General features: G+C 69.6%; 25 protein-coding genes. 9 read left to right on the top strand and 16 right to left on the bottom strand.

Annotated features, from left to right (window positions below):
* Nucleotides 1-62: 62 nt before the first annotated feature.
* Nucleotides 63-2,339 (top strand): DEAD/DEAH box helicase, encoded by a 2,277-nt coding sequence (locus AC2W7K_RS16195; RefSeq protein WP_198500674.1) that lies wholly within the window; start codon nucleotides 63-65, stop codon nucleotides 2,337-2,339.
* 93 nt (nucleotides 2,340-2,432) lie between these two features.
* Here AC2W7K_RS16195 and AC2W7K_RS16190 read toward each other — a convergent pair whose 3' ends face one another.
* The 4 genes from AC2W7K_RS16190 to AC2W7K_RS16175 form a co-directional block, all read right to left on the bottom strand.
* Nucleotides 2,433-2,750: an Rv3654c family TadE-like protein gene (locus tag AC2W7K_RS16190; RefSeq protein WP_198500673.1), complete on the bottom strand. Its 318-nt coding sequence runs from the start codon at nucleotides 2,748-2,750 to the stop codon at nucleotides 2,433-2,435.
* Nucleotides 2,747-3,118, bottom strand: a complete 372-nt coding sequence (locus AC2W7K_RS16185) for a TadE family type IV pilus minor pilin (RefSeq protein WP_198500672.1) — start codon at nucleotides 3,116-3,118, stop codon at nucleotides 2,747-2,749. Before AC2W7K_RS16185 ends, AC2W7K_RS16190 begins: the two co-directional genes overlap by 4 nt.
* 1 nt (nucleotide 3,119) lies before the next feature.
* Entirely contained in the window at nucleotides 3,120-3,503 is a 384-nt protein-coding gene (locus AC2W7K_RS16180) for a DUF4244 domain-containing protein (protein ID WP_198500671.1), read from the bottom strand.
* Nucleotides 3,504-3,673: 170 nt separating this feature from the next.
* Nucleotides 3,674-4,591, bottom strand: coding sequence for a LysR family transcriptional regulator (locus AC2W7K_RS16175; protein WP_198500670.1), 918 nt, complete (start codon nucleotides 4,589-4,591; stop codon nucleotides 3,674-3,676).
* 99 nt (nucleotides 4,592-4,690) lie between these two features.
* Between AC2W7K_RS16175 and AC2W7K_RS16170 the strand changes: the two genes are divergently transcribed.
* On the top strand, nucleotides 4,691-5,725 hold the full coding sequence (locus tag AC2W7K_RS16170; RefSeq protein ID WP_198500669.1) for an MBL fold metallo-hydrolase: 1,035 nt from the start codon (nucleotides 4,691-4,693) through the stop codon (nucleotides 5,723-5,725).
* Between the two features lie 214 nt (nucleotides 5,726-5,939).
* Nucleotides 5,940-7,298, top strand: a complete 1,359-nt coding sequence (locus AC2W7K_RS16165) for an MFS transporter (protein ID WP_232623848.1) — start codon at nucleotides 5,940-5,942, stop codon at nucleotides 7,296-7,298.
* Nucleotides 7,299-7,434: 136 nt separating this feature from the next.
* On the opposite strand, the gene AC2W7K_RS16160 is transcribed toward AC2W7K_RS16165, so the two are convergent.
* The 6 genes from AC2W7K_RS16160 to AC2W7K_RS16135 all read right to left on the bottom strand — a co-directional run bounded on the left by AC2W7K_RS16160 (nucleotide 7,435) and on the right by AC2W7K_RS16135 (nucleotide 12,076).
* Nucleotides 7,435-8,031, bottom strand: a complete 597-nt coding sequence (locus AC2W7K_RS16160; protein WP_198500668.1) for a GNAT family N-acetyltransferase — start codon at nucleotides 8,029-8,031, stop codon at nucleotides 7,435-7,437.
* A gap of 142 nt (nucleotides 8,032-8,173) precedes the next feature.
* Entirely contained in the window at nucleotides 8,174-8,821 is a 648-nt protein-coding gene (locus tag AC2W7K_RS16155) for a type II secretion system F family protein (RefSeq protein ID WP_198500667.1), read from the bottom strand.
* 6 nt (nucleotides 8,822-8,827) lie between these two features.
* Nucleotides 8,828-9,517, bottom strand: coding sequence for a type II secretion system F family protein (locus tag AC2W7K_RS16150; RefSeq protein ID WP_198500666.1), 690 nt, complete (start codon nucleotides 9,515-9,517; stop codon nucleotides 8,828-8,830).
* Entirely contained in the window at nucleotides 9,514-10,683 is a 1,170-nt protein-coding gene (locus AC2W7K_RS16145; protein ID WP_211978042.1) for a TadA family conjugal transfer-associated ATPase, read from the bottom strand. Before AC2W7K_RS16145 ends, AC2W7K_RS16150 begins: the two co-directional genes overlap by 4 nt.
* Nucleotides 10,680-11,687, bottom strand: coding sequence for a septum site-determining protein Ssd (gene ssd / locus AC2W7K_RS16140; RefSeq protein ID WP_211978043.1), 1,008 nt, complete (start codon nucleotides 11,685-11,687; stop codon nucleotides 10,680-10,682). Before ssd ends, AC2W7K_RS16145 begins: the two co-directional genes overlap by 4 nt.
* Nucleotides 11,688-11,905: 218 nt before the next feature.
* Nucleotides 11,906-12,076: a hypothetical protein gene (locus AC2W7K_RS16135; protein ID WP_486006398.1), complete on the bottom strand. Its 171-nt coding sequence runs from the start codon at nucleotides 12,074-12,076 to the stop codon at nucleotides 11,906-11,908.
* A gap of 438 nt (nucleotides 12,077-12,514) precedes the next feature.
* On the opposite strand from AC2W7K_RS16135, the gene AC2W7K_RS16130 reads away from it, so the two are divergent.
* The 4 genes from AC2W7K_RS16130 (at nucleotide 12,515) to AC2W7K_RS16115 (ending at nucleotide 17,874) form a co-directional block, all read left to right on the top strand.
* Nucleotides 12,515-12,958 (top strand): hypothetical protein, encoded by a 444-nt coding sequence (locus AC2W7K_RS16130; RefSeq protein ID WP_486006397.1) that lies wholly within the window; start codon nucleotides 12,515-12,517, stop codon nucleotides 12,956-12,958.
* Nucleotides 12,959-14,166: 1,208 nt separating this feature from the next.
* A complete protein-coding gene (locus AC2W7K_RS16125) occupies nucleotides 14,167-14,748 on the top strand; it encodes a hypothetical protein (protein ID WP_486006396.1) in 582 nt (193 codons plus the stop codon).
* Between the two features lie 669 nt (nucleotides 14,749-15,417).
* The gene (gene acs / locus AC2W7K_RS16120) at nucleotides 15,418-17,352 is read left to right on the top strand and encodes an acetate--CoA ligase (RefSeq protein WP_198500663.1); all 1,935 of its coding nucleotides are present in this window, start codon (nucleotides 15,418-15,420) and stop codon (nucleotides 17,350-17,352) included.
* 114 nt (nucleotides 17,353-17,466) lie between these two features.
* On the top strand, nucleotides 17,467-17,874 hold the full coding sequence (locus AC2W7K_RS16115; RefSeq protein ID WP_140955493.1) for a phage holin family protein: 408 nt from the start codon (nucleotides 17,467-17,469) through the stop codon (nucleotides 17,872-17,874).
* A gap of 365 nt (nucleotides 17,875-18,239) precedes the next feature.
* Here AC2W7K_RS16115 and AC2W7K_RS16110 read toward each other — a convergent pair whose 3' ends face one another.
* On the bottom strand, nucleotides 18,240-19,013 hold the full coding sequence (locus AC2W7K_RS16110; protein WP_249120904.1) for an NUDIX hydrolase: 774 nt from the start codon (nucleotides 19,011-19,013) through the stop codon (nucleotides 18,240-18,242).
* Complete coding sequence (gene nth / locus AC2W7K_RS16105; protein ID WP_211978045.1) at nucleotides 19,010-19,750, bottom strand: endonuclease III; 741 nt, start codon at nucleotides 19,748-19,750, stop codon at nucleotides 19,010-19,012. Before nth ends, AC2W7K_RS16110 begins: the two co-directional genes overlap by 4 nt.
* A 199-nt stretch (nucleotides 19,751-19,949) precedes the next feature.
* Between nth and AC2W7K_RS16100 the strand changes: the two genes are divergently transcribed.
* A complete protein-coding gene (locus tag AC2W7K_RS16100; RefSeq protein ID WP_137827074.1) occupies nucleotides 19,950-20,627 on the top strand; it encodes a Crp/Fnr family transcriptional regulator in 678 nt (225 codons plus the stop codon).
* A gap of 157 nt (nucleotides 20,628-20,784) precedes the next feature.
* On the opposite strand, the gene AC2W7K_RS16095 is transcribed toward AC2W7K_RS16100, so the two are convergent.
* From AC2W7K_RS16095 to sp36, 4 genes are read right to left on the bottom strand one after another with little or no spacing between them, the layout of a single operon-like run.
* Nucleotides 20,785-21,549, bottom strand: a complete 765-nt coding sequence (locus tag AC2W7K_RS16095) for an MBL fold metallo-hydrolase (RefSeq protein ID WP_344251400.1) — start codon at nucleotides 21,547-21,549, stop codon at nucleotides 20,785-20,787.
* A complete protein-coding gene (locus tag AC2W7K_RS16090) occupies nucleotides 21,546-22,520 on the bottom strand; it encodes an NUDIX hydrolase (RefSeq protein ID WP_140955490.1) in 975 nt (324 codons plus the stop codon). Before AC2W7K_RS16090 ends, AC2W7K_RS16095 begins: the two co-directional genes overlap by 4 nt.
* Nucleotides 22,510-22,983: a RidA family protein gene (locus tag AC2W7K_RS16085; protein ID WP_140955489.1), complete on the bottom strand. Its 474-nt coding sequence runs from the start codon at nucleotides 22,981-22,983 to the stop codon at nucleotides 22,510-22,512. The genes AC2W7K_RS16090 and AC2W7K_RS16085 overlap by 11 nt, the downstream gene beginning before the upstream one ends.
* A gap of 30 nt (nucleotides 22,984-23,013) precedes the next feature.
* Nucleotides 23,014-23,169, bottom strand: a complete 156-nt coding sequence (gene sp36, locus AC2W7K_RS16080; protein ID WP_171007136.1) for a Sp36 family protein — start codon at nucleotides 23,167-23,169, stop codon at nucleotides 23,014-23,016.
* A 99-nt stretch (nucleotides 23,170-23,268) separates the two neighbouring features.
* Here sp36 and AC2W7K_RS16075 point away from each other — a divergent pair.
* Nucleotides 23,269-23,485, top strand: a 217-nt coding sequence (locus AC2W7K_RS16075; RefSeq protein ID WP_486006395.1) for a hypothetical protein, incomplete at its 3' end; no start/stop codon positions are given.

Below are 23,485 nucleotides of genomic sequence, written 5' to 3'. Positions count from 1 at the left end.
ATCTGCTGTCTCTTCGGTCACAGGTGAATCCTAGTCACAGGCGACTGCGCCATACTGGGATCATGGCCGATTCCCCTCTCCACGACATCGTCTCCGGGTTCGGTGTCAGGGACGATCGGATCGTCCACACCCGCGATATTCCACAGCGGTTCGAACACGAGTCGGACTGGCCGGAGTGGGTCGATGAGGAGTTGCGGCACGCGACCCACGCGATCGGCGTCGACCGCCCGTGGCGGCATCAGGTCGAGGCGGCGCAGGCGGCCCGTGACGGCGAGGACGTCGTCATCGCCACCCCCACCGCCTCGGGCAAGTCGCTCGGATTCTGGCTGCCGGTGCTCGAGTCGATCCAGACGACGCGGGAGGGTCTGCGGACCTCCTCGGCGATCTACATCGCTCCGACGAAGGCACTCGCCGCCGATCAGCTGACGAAGCTCGAGCAGCTCATCGTCCGCGGTGTCCGCCCGGCGGCGTATGACGGCGACACGTCGCAGGCGGCCAAGGACTGGGCGCGCCGGCACGCGAACATCATCTTCACCAACCCGGACATGCTCCACCGCGGGATCCTTCCCCAGCACGAGCGCTTCGCCCGGCTGTTCAAGTCCCTGCGCTTCATCATCGTCGACGAGGCCCATCGGTATCGCGGCGTGTTCGGCTCCCATGTCGCGCTCATCCTCAGGCGGCTCCTGCGCATCGCCGCTCACTACGGCGCGCATCCGGTCGTCATCGGCGCCTCGGCGACGATGGCGCAGCCGGATGCGGCGTTCGCGCGGCTGACCGGGCGGCCGGCGCACCCGGTGACCGAGGACGCCTCCCCGCGTGCCGCGGGCAGCTTCGCGCTGTGGGAGCCGCCGGTGTCACCCGACGGTGATCGTCGCAGCGGACTCGCCGAGGCGGCCGACGTCCTCACCGACGCGATGTGCGCAGGCTTCCGCTCGATCGCGTTCATCGCCTCCCGCCGCGGCTCGGAGGCGCTGGCGTCAACGGTCCGCGAGCAGGTGGGAGCCGTCGATGACTCCCTGACCGGCAAGGTCGCCGCCTATCGCGGCGGATACCTCGCGGAGGAGCGCCGCGCCTTGGAGGCGGCTCTGCGGTCGGGGCGTCTGCTCGCGGTGGCATCGACGAATGCCCTCGAACTCGGCATCGACATCTCCGGACTCGACCTCGTCATCATCTCCGGCTGGCCCGGCACTCTGGCCTCGCTGTGGCAGCAGGCCGGCCGTGCGGGCCGGGCCGGACAGAAGTGGATGGCCGTCTTCATCGCCCGGGACGACCCGCTTGACACGTACGTCGTCCACCACCCGGAGGTCATCTTCGACGCTCCCGTCGATGCCGGGGTCATCAACCCCGGAAACCCGTATGTCCTCAGCGGGCATCTGTGCGCGGCCGCGGCCGAGGTGCCGCTGACACCGGCCGACCTCGCCCATTTCCCCGACAATGCCGCCGAGGTCGTCGACGACCTCGTCGAACGGAAGATGCTGCGGGCAAGGCCTGCCGGGTGGTTCTGGGCCAAGGACATGCCCGCCACCGACCTCGCCGACATCCGCGGCACCGGCGGCGGTCAGTTCCGCCTCGTCGAGGCGAGCACGGGAACGCTGCTCGGCACCGTCGACGAGGCGGGCGCGCACACCGGTGCCCACCCGGGAGCCGTCTACACGCATCAGGGCACGGACTTCCTTGTCGCCGACCTCGATCTCGACGAGAGAGTCGCGTTCATCGAGCGCGCCGAGGTCGACTACACGACGCAGCCGCGGTCGACGACGGAGATCTCCATCGTCGACACCGCCTCCCAGCGCACCCTGCCGTCGGGGGTGACCGTGGCCAGCGGCACCGTCGACGTCACCGATGAGGTCATCGCCTACCGGATGCGGGCGAAGCGCGGTGGTGCGATCATCGCCGAACACGACCTCGACCTGCCCGAGCGCACCCTGCGGACCTCGGCGGTGTGGTGGACGATCCCGCAGGCTCTCCTCGAGGAGACGGAGGTCCTCAAGGCCGATCTGCCCGGAGCCGTCCATGCCGCCGAGCACGCCTCGATCGGCCTGCTGCCGCTCTTCGCCGGGTGCGACCGCTGGGACATCGGCGGGGTCTCGACGGCGCTGCACGCCGACACCGGCATGGCCACGGTCTTCGTCTACGACGGACTGGCCGGCGGGGCCGGATTCTCCGAGCGCGGCAGCGAGGTCATCGAGGAGTGGCTCGGCGCCACCCGGGATGCGATCGCGGCCTGTGAGTGCGTCGACGGCTGCCCGTCGTGTGTGCAGTCGCCGAAGTGCGGCAACGGCAACGAACCGCTCGACAAGGCGGCCGCCCTGCGCCTGCTCCGCGGCGTCCTCGACTGAGGCCACCGGCGTCGACACCGGACGCTGTCATCGACACCTGAGGTCGCGGTCGCCCGCACCCGACGCCAGGGCCCCGCAACGACAGCCCATTCCCTACCGTCCCGCCACAGCCTCCTCCCGCACCGCCGGCAGAGGACCGGGGATGTCGACGTCGACCTCGACGAACGCACTCTGCTGCGCGCTCGAGGCCCGACAGTCCCGCAGCGTCGCACCGTTGCGCTCGGCCACCTCCTTCGCCGTCTCGCAGGGGTCGCCGGTGGTCAGACCCCGCGCGGCGTCCGCGGCGGCAAGCGCTGCGAGATCGGCGGCGGCCTGAGCCGTGCTGTGGGCGACGAACGCCTGGCTGAGGGCCCCGATCGCCGTGACGAAGGCGACGATCATCCCGCACAGCCCGATGACGATGTTCGTCATGACCCGTCTCCCCGTCCGCCCTCGGAACGCGCCGTCGCCTCGGCGCTGACCTCGTCGAGGAAGAAGATCGCGTCGGGCAGGGCGATCGTCACGGTCACGGTCGCATACCCGCCGTCGGTGCCGACGGTGACCGTCGAGGACGTACCCGCGTGCTTCTTCGCCTCGTCGACGACGGCGGCCCGCGGTTCGCCGCGAGCGATCTCACGTGCGGCCGACCGCGCGGCGTCGAAGGCTCTCAGCTGGGAGAATCCCACGGCGGCGGCTCCCGCGAGCACGACGACGAGCAACACGAGGGCCGGGAGGACGACGGCGAACTCCGCGGTCGCCGTGCCGGCGTCGTCGTGACCGCGGGACCCGGGCGCGCGCATGTCAGGCGCCGAGGCCGAGGGCTGCCTGGATGACGCCGGTGACGAGTTCCTTGATCGGCTCCGATTTGAGGATGACGACGAGAAGCGCGGCGAAGCCGCAGGCCGCGAGCGTGGTGATCGCGTACTCCGCCGTCGTCGCCCCGGTGTCGGCACCCCACCCCGCGTCTGCCCGCAGCGCACCGTCGAGGTGGTCATCCGCTCCGGAGTGGTCGGCCGGCAGGCGGTCGGTTCGCGGCGCCGATTCGAGCGACGACGCGGTGTCGGCGCTCGTCCCGGAACCGACGGAATCGCCGCCGGCCGCCGGTGCGGGTCCACTCCCCCACGCGGGATAAGTCGGCGCGGTGCCTGTGCGGAATGTGTCTGTGCCGGTGGTGTCTGTGCTCATGGTCTCCTCCTCGAGGACGGTTCCGCACACTCTGCGCGGACGGACCTCCAGACTGGTCAGCGAGCACCGCGGAGGTCGAGGCCCGAGAACACCCCTGTGGACTCCGCTCGAGCGTCCACAGGCCCAGCGCACACGAGTTCGCGACTCGTCCACAGGCGACTGCACGCAAGTCAGTACGCGAGCCACTCCCAGGTCGGACTCTGCTCGATGAAGTAGTCGACGATGCTGCTCACCCGCCGCGGCACCGGATGCCCGGTCTCGTAGACGGCGACGATCGAGTTCGGCGCCTGAGGATCATCGATGGGGATGTAGGCGATGCCGTCGTCGGAGTCCCGGCCCTCGGCCTCCGAGCCGATGTTGCCCACCGAATAGCCCAGCCCCCGGCGCACAAGTCCGCGCACCGTCTCCGGACTCGCACTCTCCCAGCGGACATCGGGCTCGACTCCGGCCCCGCGGATCATCGCCTCGACCCTGTCCCGCGACGGCGGCTGGTTGAAGAGGATGACCGGCATCTCGGCGACCTCGCGGAAGGCGATCTCCTTGCGGCCGGCCAGCGGATGGTCGGCCGCGAGGAGGATCACCTGGCGGAAGCTCGCGATCTCCTGCGCCGGCACCGTCGGCGGAAGCTGACCGCCGAAGGTGAGGACGAGATCGAGGCGACCGACGTCGAGCTCTCGCCGCAGATCCCCGGTCGCCCCTTCGGTGAATGAGATGTCCAACCCGGGATGCGCCTCGGCGAAATCACTGATCAGCTGCGGCAGCAGATACGGCCCGAGCGGGAAGATGCACCCGACCCGGACCGAACCGACGATCGTCGACTGGTCCCCCATGGCGACGTCGGGGATCTCGCGGGCCAGATCGAGCATCGCCCGGGCCCGCGACACCAGGGCCGTCCCCGCGCTCGTCGGCCGAACCCCGGCCGTGCGACTGCGCACGAGCAGACGGGTGCCCACGGCCCGCTCGAGTTCGTTGAGCGCCGTCGACACCGTCGCCTGCGTGACGCTGCACGTGCGCGCCGCAGCCGTGATCGACCCGTCGTCGAGGGCGGCGAGGAAGTATTCGAGCTGGCGCAGCGTGATGTCGCTCATTGAGATTCCCTATGTGCGTTCGACATTTAATTAATTGGATCAATTTTATGACCTCGGCCACACTGGATGAAACCCCGACACCGACGAGAGGTCACCACCATGCCATCCACCAGCTCCACTGCCACCCGCGTCATCACCCTGGGCGTGGCAGGCGGACCCCGCTGGTGGCCGGCCACCGCCTCCGAAGAGCCCTCGGGCATTGCGACCGCCGTCGTCGTCGGCGACGCCTTCTACCTCATCGACGCCGGCTCGGGCACCGGCCGCAACCTCGTCCGGGCGGGCCTGCCGATGGAGCGGATGCGGGCGATGTTCCTCACCCACCTCCACTCCGACCATGTCGCCGCCCTCCCGAGCCTGCTCCTCTTCAGCAGCTACGAAGCCAAGAGCGAGAACAGCGACCCGATCCGTATCATCGGCCCCGGTGACCGCGGCACACCCCCTCCTCTGTCGGAGCACGCCGCAGCGTCCGACGGCACGGCCGCCCGCACCCCGCTCTACCCGGAGAAGCCGACGCCGGGCACCGCAGACATGGTCGACCTGCTCTTCCGCGCCTTCGCCACCGACCTCAACGACCGCTACCTCGACGGGCTCAAACCCACCGCGAAGCAGCTCTTCACCGCCTCCGACATCGCGGTGCCCACGACCATCGGCTATCACCCCGATGACGATCCGGCCCCGGAGATCAGACCGTTCGCGATCTACGAGGACGATCGCGTCCGAGTCCTCGCCACCCTGGCACTCCACCCACCCGTGGCACCGGCGTTCGGCTTCCGCATCGAGACCGATGACGGCGTCGTTGCGATCTCCGGGGATACGACGTTCACCCCGAACATGATCGCGCTCGCCGACAATGCCGACATCCTCCTCCACGAGGCGATCGACGAAGAGTGGATCGACGCCGTCCACGGCTCGCCGACCGACCCCGTCGCCCGCGCCTCACGGGCCCACCACCTGAGGTCCCACACGACTGTCGCCGATGCACTGAGGGTGGCTGACTCCGCTTCAGCCAAGCAGCTCCTCCTCCATCACATCGTTCCCGGTAACAACCGGTCGAGCATCCAGGCGCAGCTGTCCGCGGTTCGGAACTCGCGGGCATCCATCCCACACGACCGAGACGAGTTCATCCTGCGCTGACACCGGTTCGGAGCCGCCACCTCGGCGAGCGACTCCGGATCACCATCACGACGGTGCCGACCCAGCGCACCACTGACCGGCCGCACCACCGGGCCACCGCACCCGCACCGTCGCCGCACACCGCGCTGACGCTCCACCCTGCGCCGATGCCTGCCTGCACGTTCGACGATCTGCACTCCTGGCAGAGAATTCCGCACGATCCGAGGAGAATCCCGTGACCCAGCCCTCTGCACCCCTGCCCGAAAATCCGCCCGCACACACCCCGGACCCCAAGGAAGTGCGCACCGTGCTCGCCTCCGGCTTCATGGGGACGATGCTCGAGTACTACGACTTCATGCTCTACGCGACGGCGGCCAGCCTCGTCTTCGGGCCGCTCTTCTTCTCCGGTCTCGGCCCGCAGGGGGCGCTGCTCGCGTCGTTCTCCACGCTCGCCGTCGGCTACCTCATCCGTCCGCTCGGCGGCATCATCCTCGGTCACTTCGGCGACAAGATCGGACGCAAGCCGATCCTCGTCTTCACCCTCGCCCTCATCGGCGTCGCCTCGGTGGGCATCGGCCTGCTGCCGACGACGCAGGACGGCAACTACTTCGGTGTCTTCGCCCTCGTCTTCCTCCGCGTCCTCCAGGGCATCGCCGTCGGCGGTGAGATGACCGGAGCCGCCCTCATGGCCGTCGAGCACGCCCCGGAGAAGAGCCGCGCCTTCGCCGGCGCGATCGCCGTCTCCGGCGGTCCCGCGGGCACCGTGCTCGCCGCCCTCGTCGTCGCGACGACCGCCGTCATCTCCGGCGATGACTTCCTCGTCTGGGGATGGCGCGTGCCGTTCCTCCTCAGCGCTGTCCTCGTCGTCGCCGCGTTCATCATCCGCCTCAAGGTCACCGAGTCGCCGCTGTTCGAGCAGCTCGAGGAGGAGAAGAAGGAGAAGCGCCTGCCGATCCTCGACGTCTTCAGCAAGCACCTGAAGACGATCCTCATCGGTGTCGGCGTCTACACCTCGATGGTCTTCACCCAGCAGATCGTCACCGTCTACGGTCTCGCCCTGGCCACCCAGAACGGCGTCGACGTCTCCGACTCCCTCTACCTCAAGGCCGGCGGAGCGCTCGGCCTCATGCTCACCACGGTCCTCTTCGCCCGCCTCAGCGACCGGATCGGCACGACGAAGGTGCTGATGATGGGCGCCATCGCCGGCGGCGTCCTCGCGATCCCCATCCTCCTCATGCTCAGCAACGGCACCGTGTGGGGCTTCGTGCTCGCGATCGTGCTCGGCAACGTCATCATCCAGGGCGCTCTCTACGGACCGTTCGCGGCCTTCATCGCCCGGCGCCTGCCGACGGCCGTGCGCTTCACGGGCACCGCGCTGGTCTACAACATCGCCTCGACCCTCGGCGGGCTCGCCCCGACCGTCGCAGCGGCCCTGGCCGTCGCCTTCGCCGGCAGCGTCCTGCCGCTGGGCTTCCTGTGGATCGTCGTCGCGCTCATCACGGTCCTCTCGCTCATCGTCGCCCCGAAGTCCGGCCCGGCAATGGTGCACACCTCGCGACCGGTGACGATGGACCGCCACGGCATCAAGCGCTGAGGTCGGCATCAGAGGCCGGCGGCTCACGCTTCAGGTGCCCTGCCGCCGAACCTCGTCAGCTGCCGGTCCGAGGGGGCGTCCCGATCCCGGGACGCCCCCTCGGACCGGCAGCTGCGCCCAGAAACATTCTTGCGAGTCAGCCGGACCAGTCGTCGCGCAGGATCGCCATGATGACCTCGTCGTGGCGGCGGCCGTTGAAGAACACCGCCTCGCGCAGGCGGCCCTCTTCGACGAATCCGGCGTTCGCGTATGCGGCGATCCCGCGAGTGTTGAAGGCCCAGGTGCGCAGCTCGACACGGTTTAGTCCCAGCTGCAGGAAGCCGTAACGCAGGGTCAGACGGACGGCGTCGGTGCCATAGCCGCGCCCGTGGAATTCAGGTCCGAGGATGATCGCCAGGGTGGCGGATTGGTTGATGGCGTTGCGCCCGAATAGCGTGACGTGACCGATGAACTCACCACTCTCGATGAGCTCGATGCTGAAGCCCACGGAGCTGCTGTCGGTATTCGCACTCCACTGCAGGAACTGCTCAGACACCGCACCTTCGGGTCGCGGCAGAACGGTGGCATTCTGAAGCACGACGATTGCGGGATCGAACCACCACTGTTCAAGGTACGGCAGGTCCTCCTCGCGCAGGGGACGCAGCCGAACGGACTGCCCGGCGAAGAGGCTCTGCGCGTACTGTGCGGCCTCGTCGACATCGTCAAGGCAGTGGAACGGTGGAACTGAAGGCATGGGGCGACCTTATCAAGAGCTTCCGAGGGGTCCGATCCAGCTGCGAGCCGCGTCCCCCACCGCGTGGATCACCGGCGCATGGATCACTGGCGCAGGAGTCCACGATGAACCGCTGAGCGAAACTGTCTGCCCCGGCACCGAGTCAGAAGAACACCGAGGTGAGATCGGTCAGCAGGGAGATGACGACGGGCACGACGGAGAGGAGGAGGAACGCCGGCAGGATGCACACGCCGAGCGGCACGACGAGGCGCACCCCGAGTGCGGCGGCCGCTTCCTGCCGCCTGCGCCGTGAGGAGTCCCGCAGCTCCCCGGCGACGGCTTCGATGAGCGGGGCCGGTCCGACCCCGGTGTGCTCGGAGAAGACGAAGACGTCGAGGACCGGTCGCAGCCGGTCGTCCTCGGACAGGTCGTCACCGCCGATCGTCTTCGCCCGTGCGATCCGCAGCAGCCCCGACCGGTCGCCCGTCGCCTCGGCGGTGAGGGTGAGCGCCACAGGGATCGGCAGTCCGGCGGTGAGGCAGATCGCGACGAGGTCGAGGTCGAATGCGAGCTGTTCGTCGGCGACCGCGGTCCGCTCATTCGCCGAGGCGGTGCCCCCGTCCCCGCTCCTCGCCGAGGCAGCCCCACCGGCCGTCTGACCGGCCGTCAGACCGGTCGTCCCAGGACCGGGACCGGACCGGCGGCCCGCCCGGACACCACCGCTGAGCAGCATCTCCAGCCGTCCCGCGGGGCGGGCGGTCCACAGCAGCACGGCCGCGGCGACGAGGAGTCCGACGAGGATCGCAGCCATCGTCCCTCAGCGCTCCGCCCGGGTCATCATCCGCATCATCCACCACCGGCCGAGCGCGTAGAGGACGATGCCGCCGCCGATGCTCAGCTGCCCCGGCAGACCGGTGAGGAGCGCGAGCGGGCGGACGCCGATGAGCAGGCCGAGGCCCATGCCGATGAGGGGAAGCCAGCTGAGGACCCGCACGGTGGCACGGGGTCCGGCCATCGCGATCCGCCGCTCCCGGCTCGCATCGAGGGCATCCCGCTGAGCAGCGGCGTAGCGGAGGATCATGTCGGCCGCGGGCGCCCCCGACCGCTCAGAGACCGTCCACACCGCAGCCATCCCGGTGAGCACCTCGGCGGCCGCGGCGGGCAGACCCTGACCGCGGGCGGCGATCGCCCGCCCGGGATCGTCACCGAGCGCGATCGCCCGGGAGATCGGACGAAGGCGATCGTCCTGCCCGGCCAGCGTCGCCATCACCGCCTGCGGGGTCATCCCCACCTTGAGCAGATGCGCGCAGCTCTCCACCGCCCCGATCGCCCACAGCTGGTCGGCCTCGGCCTCCTCCCGTCCGCGCCGCGCCAGTGATCGCGGTCCCGGCGGGCCGCCTCGGCGAGGGTCTGCCGCCAGGAGCTGGGCCAAGCGCGCCCGCGGATCGGGTGGGGCCGCGAGCACGATCCCGGCGGCGATGAGCACGGCGACGGTGAGGACGATCATGCCGACCGCGTCTCGAGGACGGCTTCGAAGCGGGCGAGCGCACGCCGGTTGAACTCCCCGGCCGACCGCGGGGAGGGTCGACCCCACACCGGTTCCATCGTCATCGTCTCCCCCTCCGGCCCGGTCGGGATCGCCAGCTCGGTGAGCCCGCGGTCGGAGCCGACCCGGCGGAGGTGGACGACGAGGTCGATCGCGGTCGCGAACTGCGCATGGACGGCCTGCGGACTCATCCCCGCGAGCGCCCCGAGCGCGGCCAGGCGACTGGGGACCGCCTCGGCGGTGTTCGCGTGGATCGTCGCGCACCCGCCTTCGTGCCCGGTGTTGAGCGCGGTGAGCATGTCCCTGACCTCCGGACCGCGGCACTCCCCGACGACGAGGCGGTCCGGACGCATCCGCAGGGCGTTGCGGACGAGATCGGTGAGCGTGACCTCGCCCCCGCCCTCGACATTGGCCTGCCGGGCCGAGAGCTGGACGACATGACCGTGGCCGATGATGAGCTCGCGGGAGTCCTCGACGACGACGATCCGGTGGGCGGGGTCGACGAGTCCGAGGAGCGCGCCGAGGAGGACGGTCTTGCCGGTGCCCGTGCCCCCGGAGATGAGGATGTTCGCCCGCGAGCGCACCGCCTCGGCGAGGAGGTCGTGCACGGCGGCCGGGATGAAGCCGTCGCCGAGGAGGTCAGCGACGGTGAACCCGGACCGTCGAGGCACCCGGAAGGAGATCGTCGTGTGGTCCCCGGAGATCGGGGGGACGATCGCGTTCATCCGCACCCCGTCGGGCAAGCGGACATCGACGAACGGACTCGAATCGTCGAGGCGACGCCCGCCGAGCGCGGCCAGGCGCACCGCGAGCGAGCGCACGTCGTCCTCGGAGCCGAGGGAGAGGTCGAGGCTGGTCGGCCCGGATCCGGTGTCGGCGAAGATCTCACGCGGGCCGTTGACGAAGACGTCGGTGGTGCCGGGCACCTCGAGCACGGCCTGGAGCGGACCGGCACCGGACAGCTGCGCGGACAGGCGGGTGACGAGATCGAGGAGGGCCGCCGAACCGAGCACCCGGCCGGTGCGCTGGACCGCCTCGGCGACGGCGGCGGTCGTCACCGGTCCGGGATTGTCGAGCAGGGTCTTGCGGACCTCGGCGACGAGGGAGGCGTCGAGCCATTCGCTCATCCGACCCACTCCCCGAGGAGCCGATCGACGAGGCGGCCCAGGCGCGCCCCGCCGGGGATGCCCTCACCGCGGTCGACGGCGGCGGAGAGTCCGCGATCGTCGCGGATGCTGCCGGCCAGACCGAGTCCGATCGAGTCGGCGAGGAGGTCGGAGTCGAGGCCGCCGGCTCCGGTCTCCCGGACGACGAGGCGCACATCCGGGTGCGAGTGGGAGAGCCGTTTGGCCACCTGTGAGGCGGCGACCGCGGAGCGGACCCGAGCGGGGGCGACGAGGAGGACGTGGTGGCAGCGCCGCGTCCACTGCGGCGGTGCGTGGCGAGGCAGGTCGACGATGACGAGATCGAAGGCCTGACCGGCGGCAGCGAGGACGTCGTCGAACACCTCCGGGGCGAGATCGAGGGTGTCATCGCGTCCCCAGGAGAGGATCGCGAGTCCGTCGTGGACGGGCAGGGCGTGGCGCAGCGCCGAGGGGCGCAGCTGGCCGCGGGAGGCGCTGAGGTCCGCCCAGCGAGGGCCGGGCACCTGTTCGGCGCCGAGGACGAGGTCGAGTCCGCCGCCGAGCGGGTCGGCGTCGACGAGGACCGTCGAGACCTCCTTCGCGGCGCGTCTGGCCAGGGCGCTGGCGAGCACCGAGGCGCCCGCTCCCCCGCAGCCGGCGACGATGCCGACGGTCACCCCGGGAGTGACCGGGGGCTCGACGGCGGCGATGATCCGCTGGCTCAGCCATTCCGCGGCCGAGGGCAGCATCGCGAGCTGTTCGACGCCGAGGGTCGCGGCTCGCCGCCAGGCCGATGCGGGTTCGTCTCCGTCGAGGACGACGAGGATGCGGTCGGCGCGGTCGGTCATGGGGACCTCGCGGACGTCCTCGCCGAGGAGGATGAGCGCCGCGCCCTGCCAGCCGCCGGAGTCCGGTGGCAGCACCGTGAGCTCGATGCCGATGCTCTCGGCAACGCGGGCGCACTCCTCGGTGATGGCGCCGAGGTTGGTGATGAGGGCGATCTGCATGCGCACAGCCTGCCCCCGGCGGTCCCCTCCCCGCCAGGGTCGGGAGTGGGCCTGTGGACAGAGCGGAGAAGGGGCGGCTCCTGTGCATCTGAGTCACAGGAGCCGCCCCTTCGGCGACGATGCGCGCATCACCACTGGTGACGGCGCTGAGCGTGGACGGCCCGGGCGGGATCGACCCGCGCTGTGCGCTGGGCCCGTCCACAGGCCCAGCACACGAGTCAGCCGCGCTGGATGCCCTCGATGTTGCGCAGCAGGCCCTCCTTGCCGTCGGAATCGCGGACCGTGAACGTCGTTCCGCGATCCTCGAGCGCGAGGAACCATTCGCCGGGGTAGATCGTGAAGACCGGCAGGCCGGTCTTCTCGTCGACGGCCTCCCGCGGCTCGGGCACGGCGAACCAGAAGGCCTGGATGACCCCCCGCTCACCCTCGTCCGCACCGCTGCGGTCGCTCGAGGCAGCCGCATCGGTCGACGCCGAGTCGGCAGACGAGCACCCGTGCCGGCCGCAGGCGCACCGGTGCGGGCGTCCCTGTCGGAGTCCTCCCGGTAGTTCGCCATCGGCACGTACTGCGTCGGCTCGTCCGAGTCGGGCGGAGTCGTCCGCTCGCTGCTTCCGCTGCCAGCAGCACCGTCGCGCTCGCTCGGGGCGGCGGAGCGGGTGGTGTCCGTGCGGGCAGTGTCCGCCCCGGCTTCCGTGCGGGCAGAGTCGGTGCCCGCGGTTTCCGTGCGATCAGCGTCCGTGCCCGCGGTTGCGGTGCGGTCGCCACCGGATGCGGCAACGTCCCGGACGGCGGCCGCGTCGAATCGCGCAGTCGCGTCATCATCCCGGGTGACATCGGCGTCCGTGCCGGCCGACGGGCCAGCTGTCGCCGAGTCTCCACCTGCGGAGCCGCCCGCGGCCGCGGTCGTCGCGCCGGCAGCTCCCGTCGCGGAGCTCGAGGAGTCCGACGACCGGCGGTCGTCGGCGACATCGGTGCCGGTCGGATCGGCGCCGGGCGCCTCATCGATGTGTCCGTCAGCGGTGACGACGGTCGCCTCCGTCGTGCGGATGTTCGTCTCATCGCCGTCCGGGGTCGCCGTCTCGTCGACGACGGTCGTCTCGGTGCTCTCCTCGGTCACACCGCCGGGGCCGCCGACGAAGATCCCCATCGGACCGGGACCCGGCTCGTCCTCGCCGGTCGCTGTCGAGGAGGCCACGGTGTTGCCGTCGGCGAACCGGGCCGCTGCGGTGGTCTCGGAATCAGCGGGCGTTCGGTCCCCTGCGGATTCGTAGCTCGTGGCCGTCGCCGACCTCTCCGCATCCGTCTGCCCGGTGCCGCGTGCCGCCTCGGTGGCCGTCGAGGCCGACCCTGACGTGGCCGATTCTCCTGTCGCCGAGGCGGTCGTGGCCGAGTCCGCGTCAGGTGCGGCGTGGCGTCCGCGGCGACGTTCGGACACCGAGGTGATCCGCTCCGAGCCGGCGTCCGCCGAATCGTCGTTCCTCACGGCCTTGCTGATCGCGACGGTGTCATCGGGTCCGCGCTCGGCGGACCGATCCGAGGTGTCGCCGCCCGCGACAGCACCGTCAGAGACAGCACTGTCGGCACCACCACGGTCGGCGGTGCCGGCTTCCGAGGCAGCCCGGTCGGCAGGCACACCGTCTGCTCCGGCGCTGTCACTCGTCGAGACGTCGCCGGATCGCGTCGAGGCGGCCCCGGCAGCGACTGCCGCACCGGCAGCCCCGGCGGCTACTGACGCACCTGCGGCGACACCGGCATTGTCGGAGCCACGGTGGTCATCCTGGCCGGAATCACGGCGGTCACCCTGGCCGGCGTCGGTTGCGCGACCGTCGGTTCCGGCGGCCCCGGCACCGGTCGGATCATCGCCGACGAGCGGTTCGTCCGAGACCACGGTCTCCGATTCCCACGACTCCTCCTCGCGCTGCGCACCGAACCCGAAGGTCTGGGTCGGCTCGCTCTGCGAATGCTGAGGATCGCGCGGATGCTGAGCGCCGAGGTAGGTCTGTCCCGACCCGGTGCTCTGCACCGACTGCTCCTCGGATCCGGCAGCCGGCGGGGCGAAGGACGAATCCGACCGCCCCGCGGAACCGCTGTAGTCCGACGACGGGTAGGAGTGACGCCCTGCGTGTCCCTGTTCGCCGCCGGTGGGCTGGGCGGAATACCCCGGCTGGTCGGAGGCGCCGGTGGCACCGTATCCCTGTCCGTGTGCCGTGGGATCCGCGGTGAACTGCTGCTGGCCCTGGGGGTCGAATGAGCCCGACCCGGACTGGCTGTCGAACTGACCCGACTGGCCACCAACCTGCTCCTGGCCCTGTCCACCGAACTGGCCCTGCGCACCGAACTGACCCTGCGGTCCCGGCTGGCCCTGTGCGCCCCAGCCGTCCTGGCCGGGTGCGCTGCCGAATGCGGCAGCCTGAGCGCCGGGCACATTGGCCTGGGGAGCCGGGTGCTGTGCCCGCTTGCCCACCGGTCGCGCCTTGGGGTGCGCCTGGACGCTCTCGCGCGCGTCGAATTCCTTGCCGAAGAACGGCAGCATCGTGAAGACCCCGGCGAAGAACGCCACGAGAGCGGCGAAGAACGCGAGGTAGGCACCGACATGCCAGTACGGCACCGAGGTGACGAGATCGACGAACGCGTACGTGAACGCGACGGCGGCGAGCACGGAGATGAACTGGTCGATACCGAGCGATCCGACCCGCAGGCCGCCGTTGCCGAGCTTGTTGACGAGCACCGCCGCGACGATGAGGAGGATCGCGAGCACATTGAAGACGAGAGTGCCCATCGCATCGATGTTCCACGACCACAGCGGCAGCGGGATGAACTCGAACCTCTTGAACGGGACGAAGAGAACGATGAGAGCGAGCAGTCCCGCGAAGAGCAGGAAGAGATCACGCAGCGTCAGCGGGCCGATGAGGCCGGGACCCGAGCGCCGTGGTCGCTGCTGCCCGGGCGCTCCCGGCCCGAACTGGGCGGGACCCGACCCGTACTGCGATGGTCCGGAGCCGTACTGCGACGGTCCGGAGCCGTACTGTCCCGGACCCGCACCGTACTGCGACGGTCCTGAACCGTACTGAGCCGGACCTGACCCGTACTGGGAGGGGCCCGAGCCATAAGGCCCTGGCTGAGCACCGGGCTGGCCGCCGGCGGGCGGCCCGTACGCTGATGGACCGGAACCGTACTGGGCAGATCCGTACTGACCCGATCCGGCCTGGGCAGCTCCGGGCTGTCCGGAACCGTACTGTCCCGGCTGACCGCCCTGCCCGGGACCGTACTGTCCGGGGCCGGAACCGTACTGTCCGGCGCCGGCGGGCTGACCGCCGAACTGCTGACCGCCGTAGGCTCCCGCCTGTCCCGCAGGCGGCTGATTGTTCGGCCCTGCATTCGGCGCGTTCTGGTCATGCCACGGCGGCACTCCCTGGCCGTTGGGGTATTGCGGCGAACTCATCGCGGGCTCCAGTCGATCGGGGAACAAGGTCATGTCTGCAGCGTCCATCACCGCAGGCCTAGGGCCATCCTTGCAGACCTCGGCCCTCATGTGCAGTCATTCGACACCGACAGTCCCCTTGTCCGACGCCGGCGACCGTGCGAACCCGGCAAGTCTTAGCACAGCAGGGTGCCGATGACTACCCCCGACTGACGCTGTTCAGCGCCTGAACGGCGGTGACCGCACCGCCTGGCCCGGGTATACAGTGCAGAGAGAATCTTCGTTCCATCAAAGAAGCCGGAGGGAATCATGACCGACAGCACCGAGGCGACCGAAACCTTCGCCCCGCCCGAGGAGTTCGCGGCCGCAGCCAACGTCAAGGCAGACGCCTATGAGCGCGGTTCCGACGACTTCGAAGCGTTCTGGGCGGAGCAGTCGCGTGACCTCGTCGATTGGCAGCAGGACTTCACCGAGGTGCTCGACTGGTCGAATCCGCCCTTCGCGAAGTGGTTCGCCGACGGCAAGCTCAACGTCGCCTACAACGCGCTCGACCGTCATGTGCTCGCCGGCAACGGCGACCGGGTCGCCATCAAGTTCGAAGGCGAACCCGGCGATTCCCGTGAATACACCTATGCCGAGCTCCTCGCCGAGGTGTCGAAGGCGGCGAACACGCTCACCGAGCTCGGCGTCAAAGCCGGCGATCGCGTGGCGATCTACCTGCCGATGATTCCCGAAGCGGTCATCGCGATGCTCGCGTCGGCCCGCCTCGGCGCTGCTCATTCCGTCGTCTTCGGCGGGTTCTCCGCCGATGCGCTGCGCTCGCGGATCATCGACGCCGAGGCGCGGGTCGTCATCACCGCCGACGGCAGCTACCGTCGCGGGAAGGAGACGAGCCTCAAACCCGCCGTCGACGAGGCCCTGTCGACGGGAGACACCCCGGTCGAATCCGTCCTCGTCGTCCGCCGCACCGGCCAGGACGTCGACTTCACCGAGGGCCGCGACATGTGGTGGCACGACACCGTGGAGAAGGCGAGCCCCGAGCACGAGGCGGAGTTCTTCGACGCGGAGAACCCTCTGTTCATCCTCTACACCTCCGGCACGACGGGCAAGCCCAAGGGCATCCTCCACACCTCGGGCGGATACCTCACGCAGGTCCTCTACACGATGAAGGCCGTCTTCGATGCGAAGCCGGAGACCGACGTCTTCTGGTGCACCGCCGATGTCGGATGGATCACCGGACACTCCTACGTCGCCTACGGCCCGCTGGCCATGGGCATGACCCAGGTGATCTACGAAGGCACCCCCGACACTCCCGATCAGGGTCGCTGGTGGGAGATCGTCGAGAAGAACAAGGTGACGACCCTCTATGCGGCACCGACGGCGATCCGCACGTTCATGAAGTGGGGTGAGGACATCCCCGCGAAGTACGACCTGTCCAGCCTGCGCCTGCTCGGCAGCGTCGGCGAACCGATCAACCCCGAGGCCTGGCGCTGGTACAACCGGGTCATCGGCGGCGGTCGCTGCCCGATCGTCGACACGTGGTGGCAGACGGAGACCGGCGCCCACATGATCGCGCCGCTGCCCGGCGTGCTCGCGACCAAACCGGGGTCGGCTCAGCGTCCGATCCCCGGCATCGCCGTCGACGTCGTCGACGACACCGGTGAGAACCCGGCCGGACCCGAAGGCGGCCTCCTCGTCATCCGCCAGCCGTGGCCGTCGATGCTGCGCGGGATCTGGAAGGACCCCGAGCGCTTCAAGGAGACCTACTGGTCGCGGTTCCCCGACACGTACTTCGCCGGTGACGGGGCGCGCCGCGACGAAGACGGGGACATCTGGTTCCTCGGCCGGGTCGATGACGTCATGAACGTCTCCGGCCATCGGCTCTCGACCGCTGAGATCGAGTCCGCGCTCGTCGCCCATCCCTCCGTCGCCGAGGCGGCGGTCGTCGGTGCGGCCGACGACACGACCGGGCAGGCCGTCATCGCGTTCGTCATCACCGTCGGCGGAGTCGAGGACAGCCCGGAGACCGCCGAGGAGCTGCGCCAGTTCGTCGGCAAGGAGATCGGACCGATCGCCAAGCCCAAGCAGGTGCACATCGTCTCCGAGCTGCCGAAGACCCGGTCGGGCAAGATCATGCGGCGCCTGCTCAAGGATGTCGCCGAGAACCGCGAGGTCGGGGACGCCACGACCCTCGCCGATTCCTCGGTGATGAAGCTCATCGAGGAATCGGTGGCGAAGTCCTGATCCGACGGTGGGATCGGCGCGGGCCGAATTCAGTCCGCAACGTCTTTGGCGAGCACGAACGTTGAGACTACTCTTAAGGAAGATTGTCACACCGTTCTGTCGATAGGAGCACTCATGGCCGAGAGGTCGATCAGCGAACTGATCAAGGACATCGGCGACGATTCCAAGGCGATCGCCGAGGAGGAGCTCGCCCTGGCGAAGGCCGAGGCCACCGCCGGTGCGAAGAATCTGGGCATCGGTTCGGCACTCGCGCTCGTCGCCCTGTTCTTCCTGTTCCTGTCATCGTTCATGGTGATCTTCGCCGGCGCCTCGGCGTTCCGTGAGGGACTCGGATGGCCGTGGTGGGGAAGCTTCCTCATGATCTTCGGCATCCTCGCGGTGCTCGCAATCATCCTTGTGCTCATCGCGGTGCCGATCCTCAAGAAGGGCAACCCGGTGCCCGGCGGGGCGATCGCCTCGGCGCAGGCACTCGTCGCCGCCGTCAAGCGGGCCCTGAAGAACCCCTCCGGCCCCCGCTACTGAGCCGGTGCCCCGCGACCGGGGCACCGACAGCAAGCAGGCGAATGGCGCCGAGACTCCCCCGGGAGCTCGGCGCCATTCGCGTCCCACCCGGGTTCGCCTCGCGTCGCGTCCGGCAGGCACTGCCTGCGCGACTCGCCGGCAGCGCCGAGATCGTGTCGGCCAGAAGTACTCGCGCGGTCGACAAGTTGTGGGGCATTTCGACTTTTCGCCATCATTCACTGTCAGCGCGAAACCTCTGACCGGCAGAACGACGTTTCGCCAGCAGAACGACATTTGCCCACCCACCGTCCCCGCGGGACGTTTCGGTGGAGCCCACCCACCGAGGCGGCTCCGGGCCTGCGAAGCCCTCCCCCGAGACCGCGTCCTCAGAAGTCAATGTCGATGTGGGCGTCGCGGTCCCAGTCGACGGCCCAGCCGAGCTCGTCGAGGGCGAAGTCGAGGATGCCGGCGGTGAAGCCCCACACCTTGAAGACGCCGACGTCGAAGGCGGGGGTCGTCAGCGCGAGGTCGGGACGGGAGAAGCTGCCGCGGTTGGCCGGGGCGACGAGGTCTGCGATGGCGACGCGGTAGACGGAATAGGACTCGGCCTCGTCCATGACGGCGACGACGCCGGGCACCGCCCAGTAGCCGATGACGGGGGTGACCTGGAACTTGCTCACCGGGATGTAGAGCGGCTCGAGCTGGCCGAGGACGTCGACGCTGGCGGGGACGATGCCCGCCTCCTCTTCGGCTTCGCGCAGGGCTGCGGCGATGAGCGAGTCGTCCTCGGGATCGCGTCCGCCCCCGGGGAAGGCGACCTGACCGGGGTGGTGTCGCAGCGTGCTCGCGCGCTGGAGGAGCACGAGGTCGACGTCGGCGACGCCTTTGTCCTCCAGAGCCGGCAGCACGTCGCGTCCGGCGGCGGTGCGAGGCTTCCCGCCGCGACCGAAGAGCATGAGGACGGCGGCGTCGCGGACGACGGCATCGCCGCGGGCCTTCGCCCGGCGCAGCCACAGCGGCGATCCCTTAGAGGCGGCGAGGCGGGTGAGCTGGTCGCGCAGCTCGGCGTCGGCAGGGCTGTCACTGCCTGCCGCCTCGGCGCCGGTCGACCCCGATCCCGTACGGTCGGCATCGTGGAGCCCGTGGAGGAAATCGCTCATGCCAAGGGCGCCATCTCGTACCGGAACATCTCACGGGCCTTCTCGGGGTCGAGTTCGCCGATGCCGAACGACGGGCACAGGGTCATGAGCGGGCACGCTCCGCACGCGGGCCTGCGGGAGTGGCAGATGCGACGGCCGTGGAAGATCACCCGGTGCGAGAGCAGGGTGAGGTCCTTGGTCTCGAAGAGTCCGGCGATGTCCTCTTCGGCTTTGACCGGGTCCGTCTCCGTCGTCCACCCGAACCGGCGGGCGAGGCGGCCCATATGGGTGTCGACGGTGATGCCCGGGGTGTCGAAGGCGTTGCCGAGGACGACGTTCGCCGTCTTCCGTCCGACGCCGGCGAGCTCGACGAGCTCCTCCATCGTCCGCGGCACCTCACCGTCGTACTTCTCGACGAGATCGCCGGCGAGCTTGACGATGTTGCGGGCCTTCGCCCGGTAGAACCCGGTCGAATGGATGAGCTCCTCGACCTCGCCGAGGTTGGCCACCGCGAGCGCGTGCGCGTCGGGGAAGGCGGCGAAGAGCCCGGGGGTGACCGAATTGACGCGGATGTCCGTCGTCTGCGCGGAGAGCACGGTGGCGATGAGGAGCTGGAACGGGGTCGCGAAGTCGAGTTCGACCTGGGCGTTGGGGTACACCTCGGCGAGGATCCGGTTCATCTTCCGGGCACGTCGCTTCTTCCCCAGCGGGGTCTCCTTCGCGAACTTCCGCGCGCTCTTCTCTGCCACCGTCAACACGACTCACCATCCTAATCCGCGGGAATCGAAACCGCAGTTGTCCCGCTCACACATGAAGGGGACCCAAGCGAGGCAGTCTCCAGGAAACGACAACACACCCTCATATTCCTCATTCATCCGCCCACACGCGCGCATTTGGTGGTATAGGTACCCTTGACCAGGTAGATTTATGTGTGGAGACCATCACAAGGAGGACATTGTGGATACAGAAGTTGTGCGGGGCGCAACACTATTTGCCGGACTCGATGACGAATCGACGAGCGCGCTGATGAAGTTCATGAACCCGCGGAGCCTCCGCCGGGGCACCGTGCTCTTCCACGAAGGCGATGCCGGAGACGAGCTCTACATCGTGTCCACCGGAAAGCTCAAGATCGGCCGCGAGTCCTCCGACGGCCGCGAGAACCTGCTCTCCGTCGTCGGACCGGGTGAGATCATCGGCGAGCTCAGCCTCTTCGATCCGGGTCCGCGCTCCTCCACCGTCACCGCGGTCTCCCAGTCCGAGCTGCTCAGCCTCAAGCACGAGGACCTCACGACGTGGCTCAAGGATCGCCCGCAGGCGGGACTCAACCTGCTCAAGGCGCTGGCCCAGCGCCTGCGCCGGACGAACGAGACCGTCGGCGACCTCGTGTTCTCCGATGTTCCCGGTCGTGTCGCCAAGGCGCTGCTCGACCTCGCCGCGCGCTTCTCGAAGCCGGCTCCCGACGGAGTGCTCGTCGCGCACGACCTCACCCAGGAGGAGCTCGCCCAGCTCGTCGGCGCCTCCCGCGAGACCGTGAACAAGGCTCTCGCCGACTTCGCCGCCCGTGGCTTCATCCGCCTCGAGGCGCGCTCGGTCGTCATCCTCGACATGGAGCGCATGCGCAACCGCGCCCGCTGATCACACCCCGCAGGCCTCTAACCGGCCTCCAGAGTGAGACGAACGCCCCGACAGCTGTCGGGGCGTTCGTCGTCCGTCCGATAAGTCCGGGTCCCTCCCTGAGCGTCATCGTCGCCCGCCGGTGGTCAGACACCCGAGGCGGTCGTCCGCGCAGCTGCTACGCGTCCTCGGCAGAGAGCTCACCGAGGTAGCTGAGCTGGGCGCGCACGATCTGCTCGGCGGCCCCGCGGACGCGGGGATCGACGTCGTGGTAGACGATGTCAGTGACCTCGGCCGCCGTCGTCGCACCCTGGGCGAGGGCGGCGCGGACTTGGCCGATGCGCTCCTGCCGGTGGGTGCGGTAGTGGTCGATCACCTCGGCGGGGTTGTCGATCGTCGGACCGTGCGCCGGTTCGATCCGGGTGTACGCACCGGCATCGAGAAGCGCACGGAGGCGATCGAGGCTGTCGAGATAGTCGCCGAGGGAGCCTTCCGGGTACGTGACGATCGTCGTCCCCTCCCCGAGGATCGTGTCGCCGCTGAAGAGGACGCCGTCGTGGAGAAGGCTGATGCTGTCACTCGTGTGCCCCGGGGTCGCGACGACTTCGAGGACATCGGCAGGATCGCTGCCGAACGCGATCCGCTGTCCATCGCGCACCGGCGGGGTGTGGTGGGCGAATCGGTCGAGCACCGCGAAGACGGGCGCCTCGGGCGCCCATTCGTCGACGGATCCGAGCATCTCGGAATGATCGGCGTGCTGGTGGGTGAGGACGATCGCGGTCAGTCTCCGGTCCCCCACCTCGGCGAGGATGGCCTCCCGGTGCTCCGCCAGCTCCGGTCCCGGATCGAAGACCACCGCCGAGGTATCATCGACCGAGGCGATGACGTAAGTATTCGTCCCGGTCAGGGTCATCGGTGAGGGATTGTTCGCGCGGATCCTCATGTGTCCTCGTTCTCCTCGTCGACCACGGCGTCGTCGTCTTCACCGCCCAGGCTCATGAGGCTCGGGCTCTCGTCCTTCTCGTCGTCGCCGACGGCCACCTCGTTGTCGCGCAGCGTTCCCTTGCGGTGGAAGTCGCGGCGGGGTTGGATGATCAGCCGCCATTCGCCGTCCTCGTCGATGATCTCCGGGCGCAGCGGGTGGATGTCGCGCACCTGCGCCATGGCGGCGCCGACGCTGTGGACGGGCACGAGGCTCTCGACGATGAGGCGGGTGCTCGCGCTGATTCGGTTCGGATCGTCGGCGGCATCGGCGAGGATCTCCTCGGGCCGCTGCCACCGCCCCGAGCTCTCGTTCGAGGTGAGGAAGTCGACCTCCTGGCCGAACGGCACCGCGGCGAGGAAGTACGTCGTGTCGAAGCGGTGGAGCTGCGTGGCGGTGTTGATCCACCGCATCCACGGTTTGAGCAGATCCGGGCGCAGCTTGAGATCGCGCTCCCGCAGCACCTGCGTCCAGCCGATCTCGTTCGACAGGAGCTTGTACCGGACGGACTGCCAGTCCGTCTGCGGCGAGGCGACGAGGTCATGGTCGACGTTCTCCGCGAGCATGACGCCGGTCGCCGCGAACGCGACCCGTGCGGCCGCCGAGAACTGCTGCAGAGCCCGCGACTTGTTCTCCAGCGCCAGCGTCCGCGCACAGCGCGTCGACTTCCACCCGGTCACCGGAACATTGCGCAGGTCGGTGGGTCGCAGCTCCCCCACGGGGTAGGCGAGCCGGTTGCGGTCCTCGACCCCGCGCACGTCGAGCTGGCGGGTCACGAACGTCTCGAGCCCCTCCCGGGTGTCCCGGACGAGGATGATCGCCGAGGCGGGACGGGGAGGCTCGGGAACGGGCCGCCGCCCCTCGGTGCGCCAGAGATCGAGCAGCCAGGTCAGCTCCGAGGAGACGGGCAGATTGCGTCCGCTAAGCGGCATCGTCCTCGACCTCGACGACGACCTCGACCTCGACAGGGGTGCCGAGGGGCAGGGTGTTGACGCCGACGGCGCTGCGCGCGTGCTGGCCCTTCTCGCCGAAGATCTCACCGTAGAGCTCGGAGACGCCGTTGATGACGGCCGGCTGCTGGGTGAAGTCGTCGGTCGAGTTGACGAAGCCGGTGACCTTGACGACGCGGACGATCCTGTCGAGATCCCCGATCACCGAGGCGATGGCCGCCAGGGCGTTGAGCCCGGCGATCCTGGCCAGCTGGTAGCCGGTGTCGACGTCGACCTCGGCGCCGAGGTGGCCCGTCGTCGGCAGGGAGCCGTCGACGACCGGCAGCTGACCCGAGGTGTAGACGTAGTTGCCAGTGCGCAGCGCGGGAACGTAGACGCCGGCAGGGGCGGCGACCGTGGGCAGCTCAAGGTCGAGTTCGGCGATGCGGTCGAGCACTTTCGACATGGGTGGTCTCCTTCGACGATGTGCGGTGGGTCAGGCCTTGGGGCGCTTGAGGTAGGCGACGAGTCCGTTGTTGTCCGGTCCGGGCACGACCTGCACGAGCTCGTAGCCGTCCTCACCCCACTGGTCGAGGATCTGCTTCGTCGCGTGGACGATGAGCGGAACGGTGGCGTATTCCCACTTGGTCATGGCTCTCCTTGCCTGGTTGTCGTCGCCGGCGCCCGGGCGGGATCGGCGTCGCCGGTGCCCGGAGGACCCGCGACGACGCCGCTCCCCACACTAGCGGAGATGCGCTGGGCGTGGGGCATCGCCGACACATGCGAAGCGGGGCGAGACGACATGGTCTGTCGTCTCGCCCCGCTGGGTCTGGCTCAGTTGCCGCCGACGGCCGGGAGCTTCGTCCCCGCCGCCGTCGCCTCCGCCGCCGGTCGTCTCCACCGCCGCCGCCTCCGCCGCCGCCGGTGCCGCCTCCGCCACGCCGCCGTTCTGGGAGCCGCCGCCACCG

It is taken from the genome of Brevibacterium sp. LAARM2_SD2 (assembly GCF_057364785.1).
The sequence above is the reverse complement of the archived record's forward strand: the minus strand, read 5'-3'. Positions and strand labels throughout refer to the sequence as shown.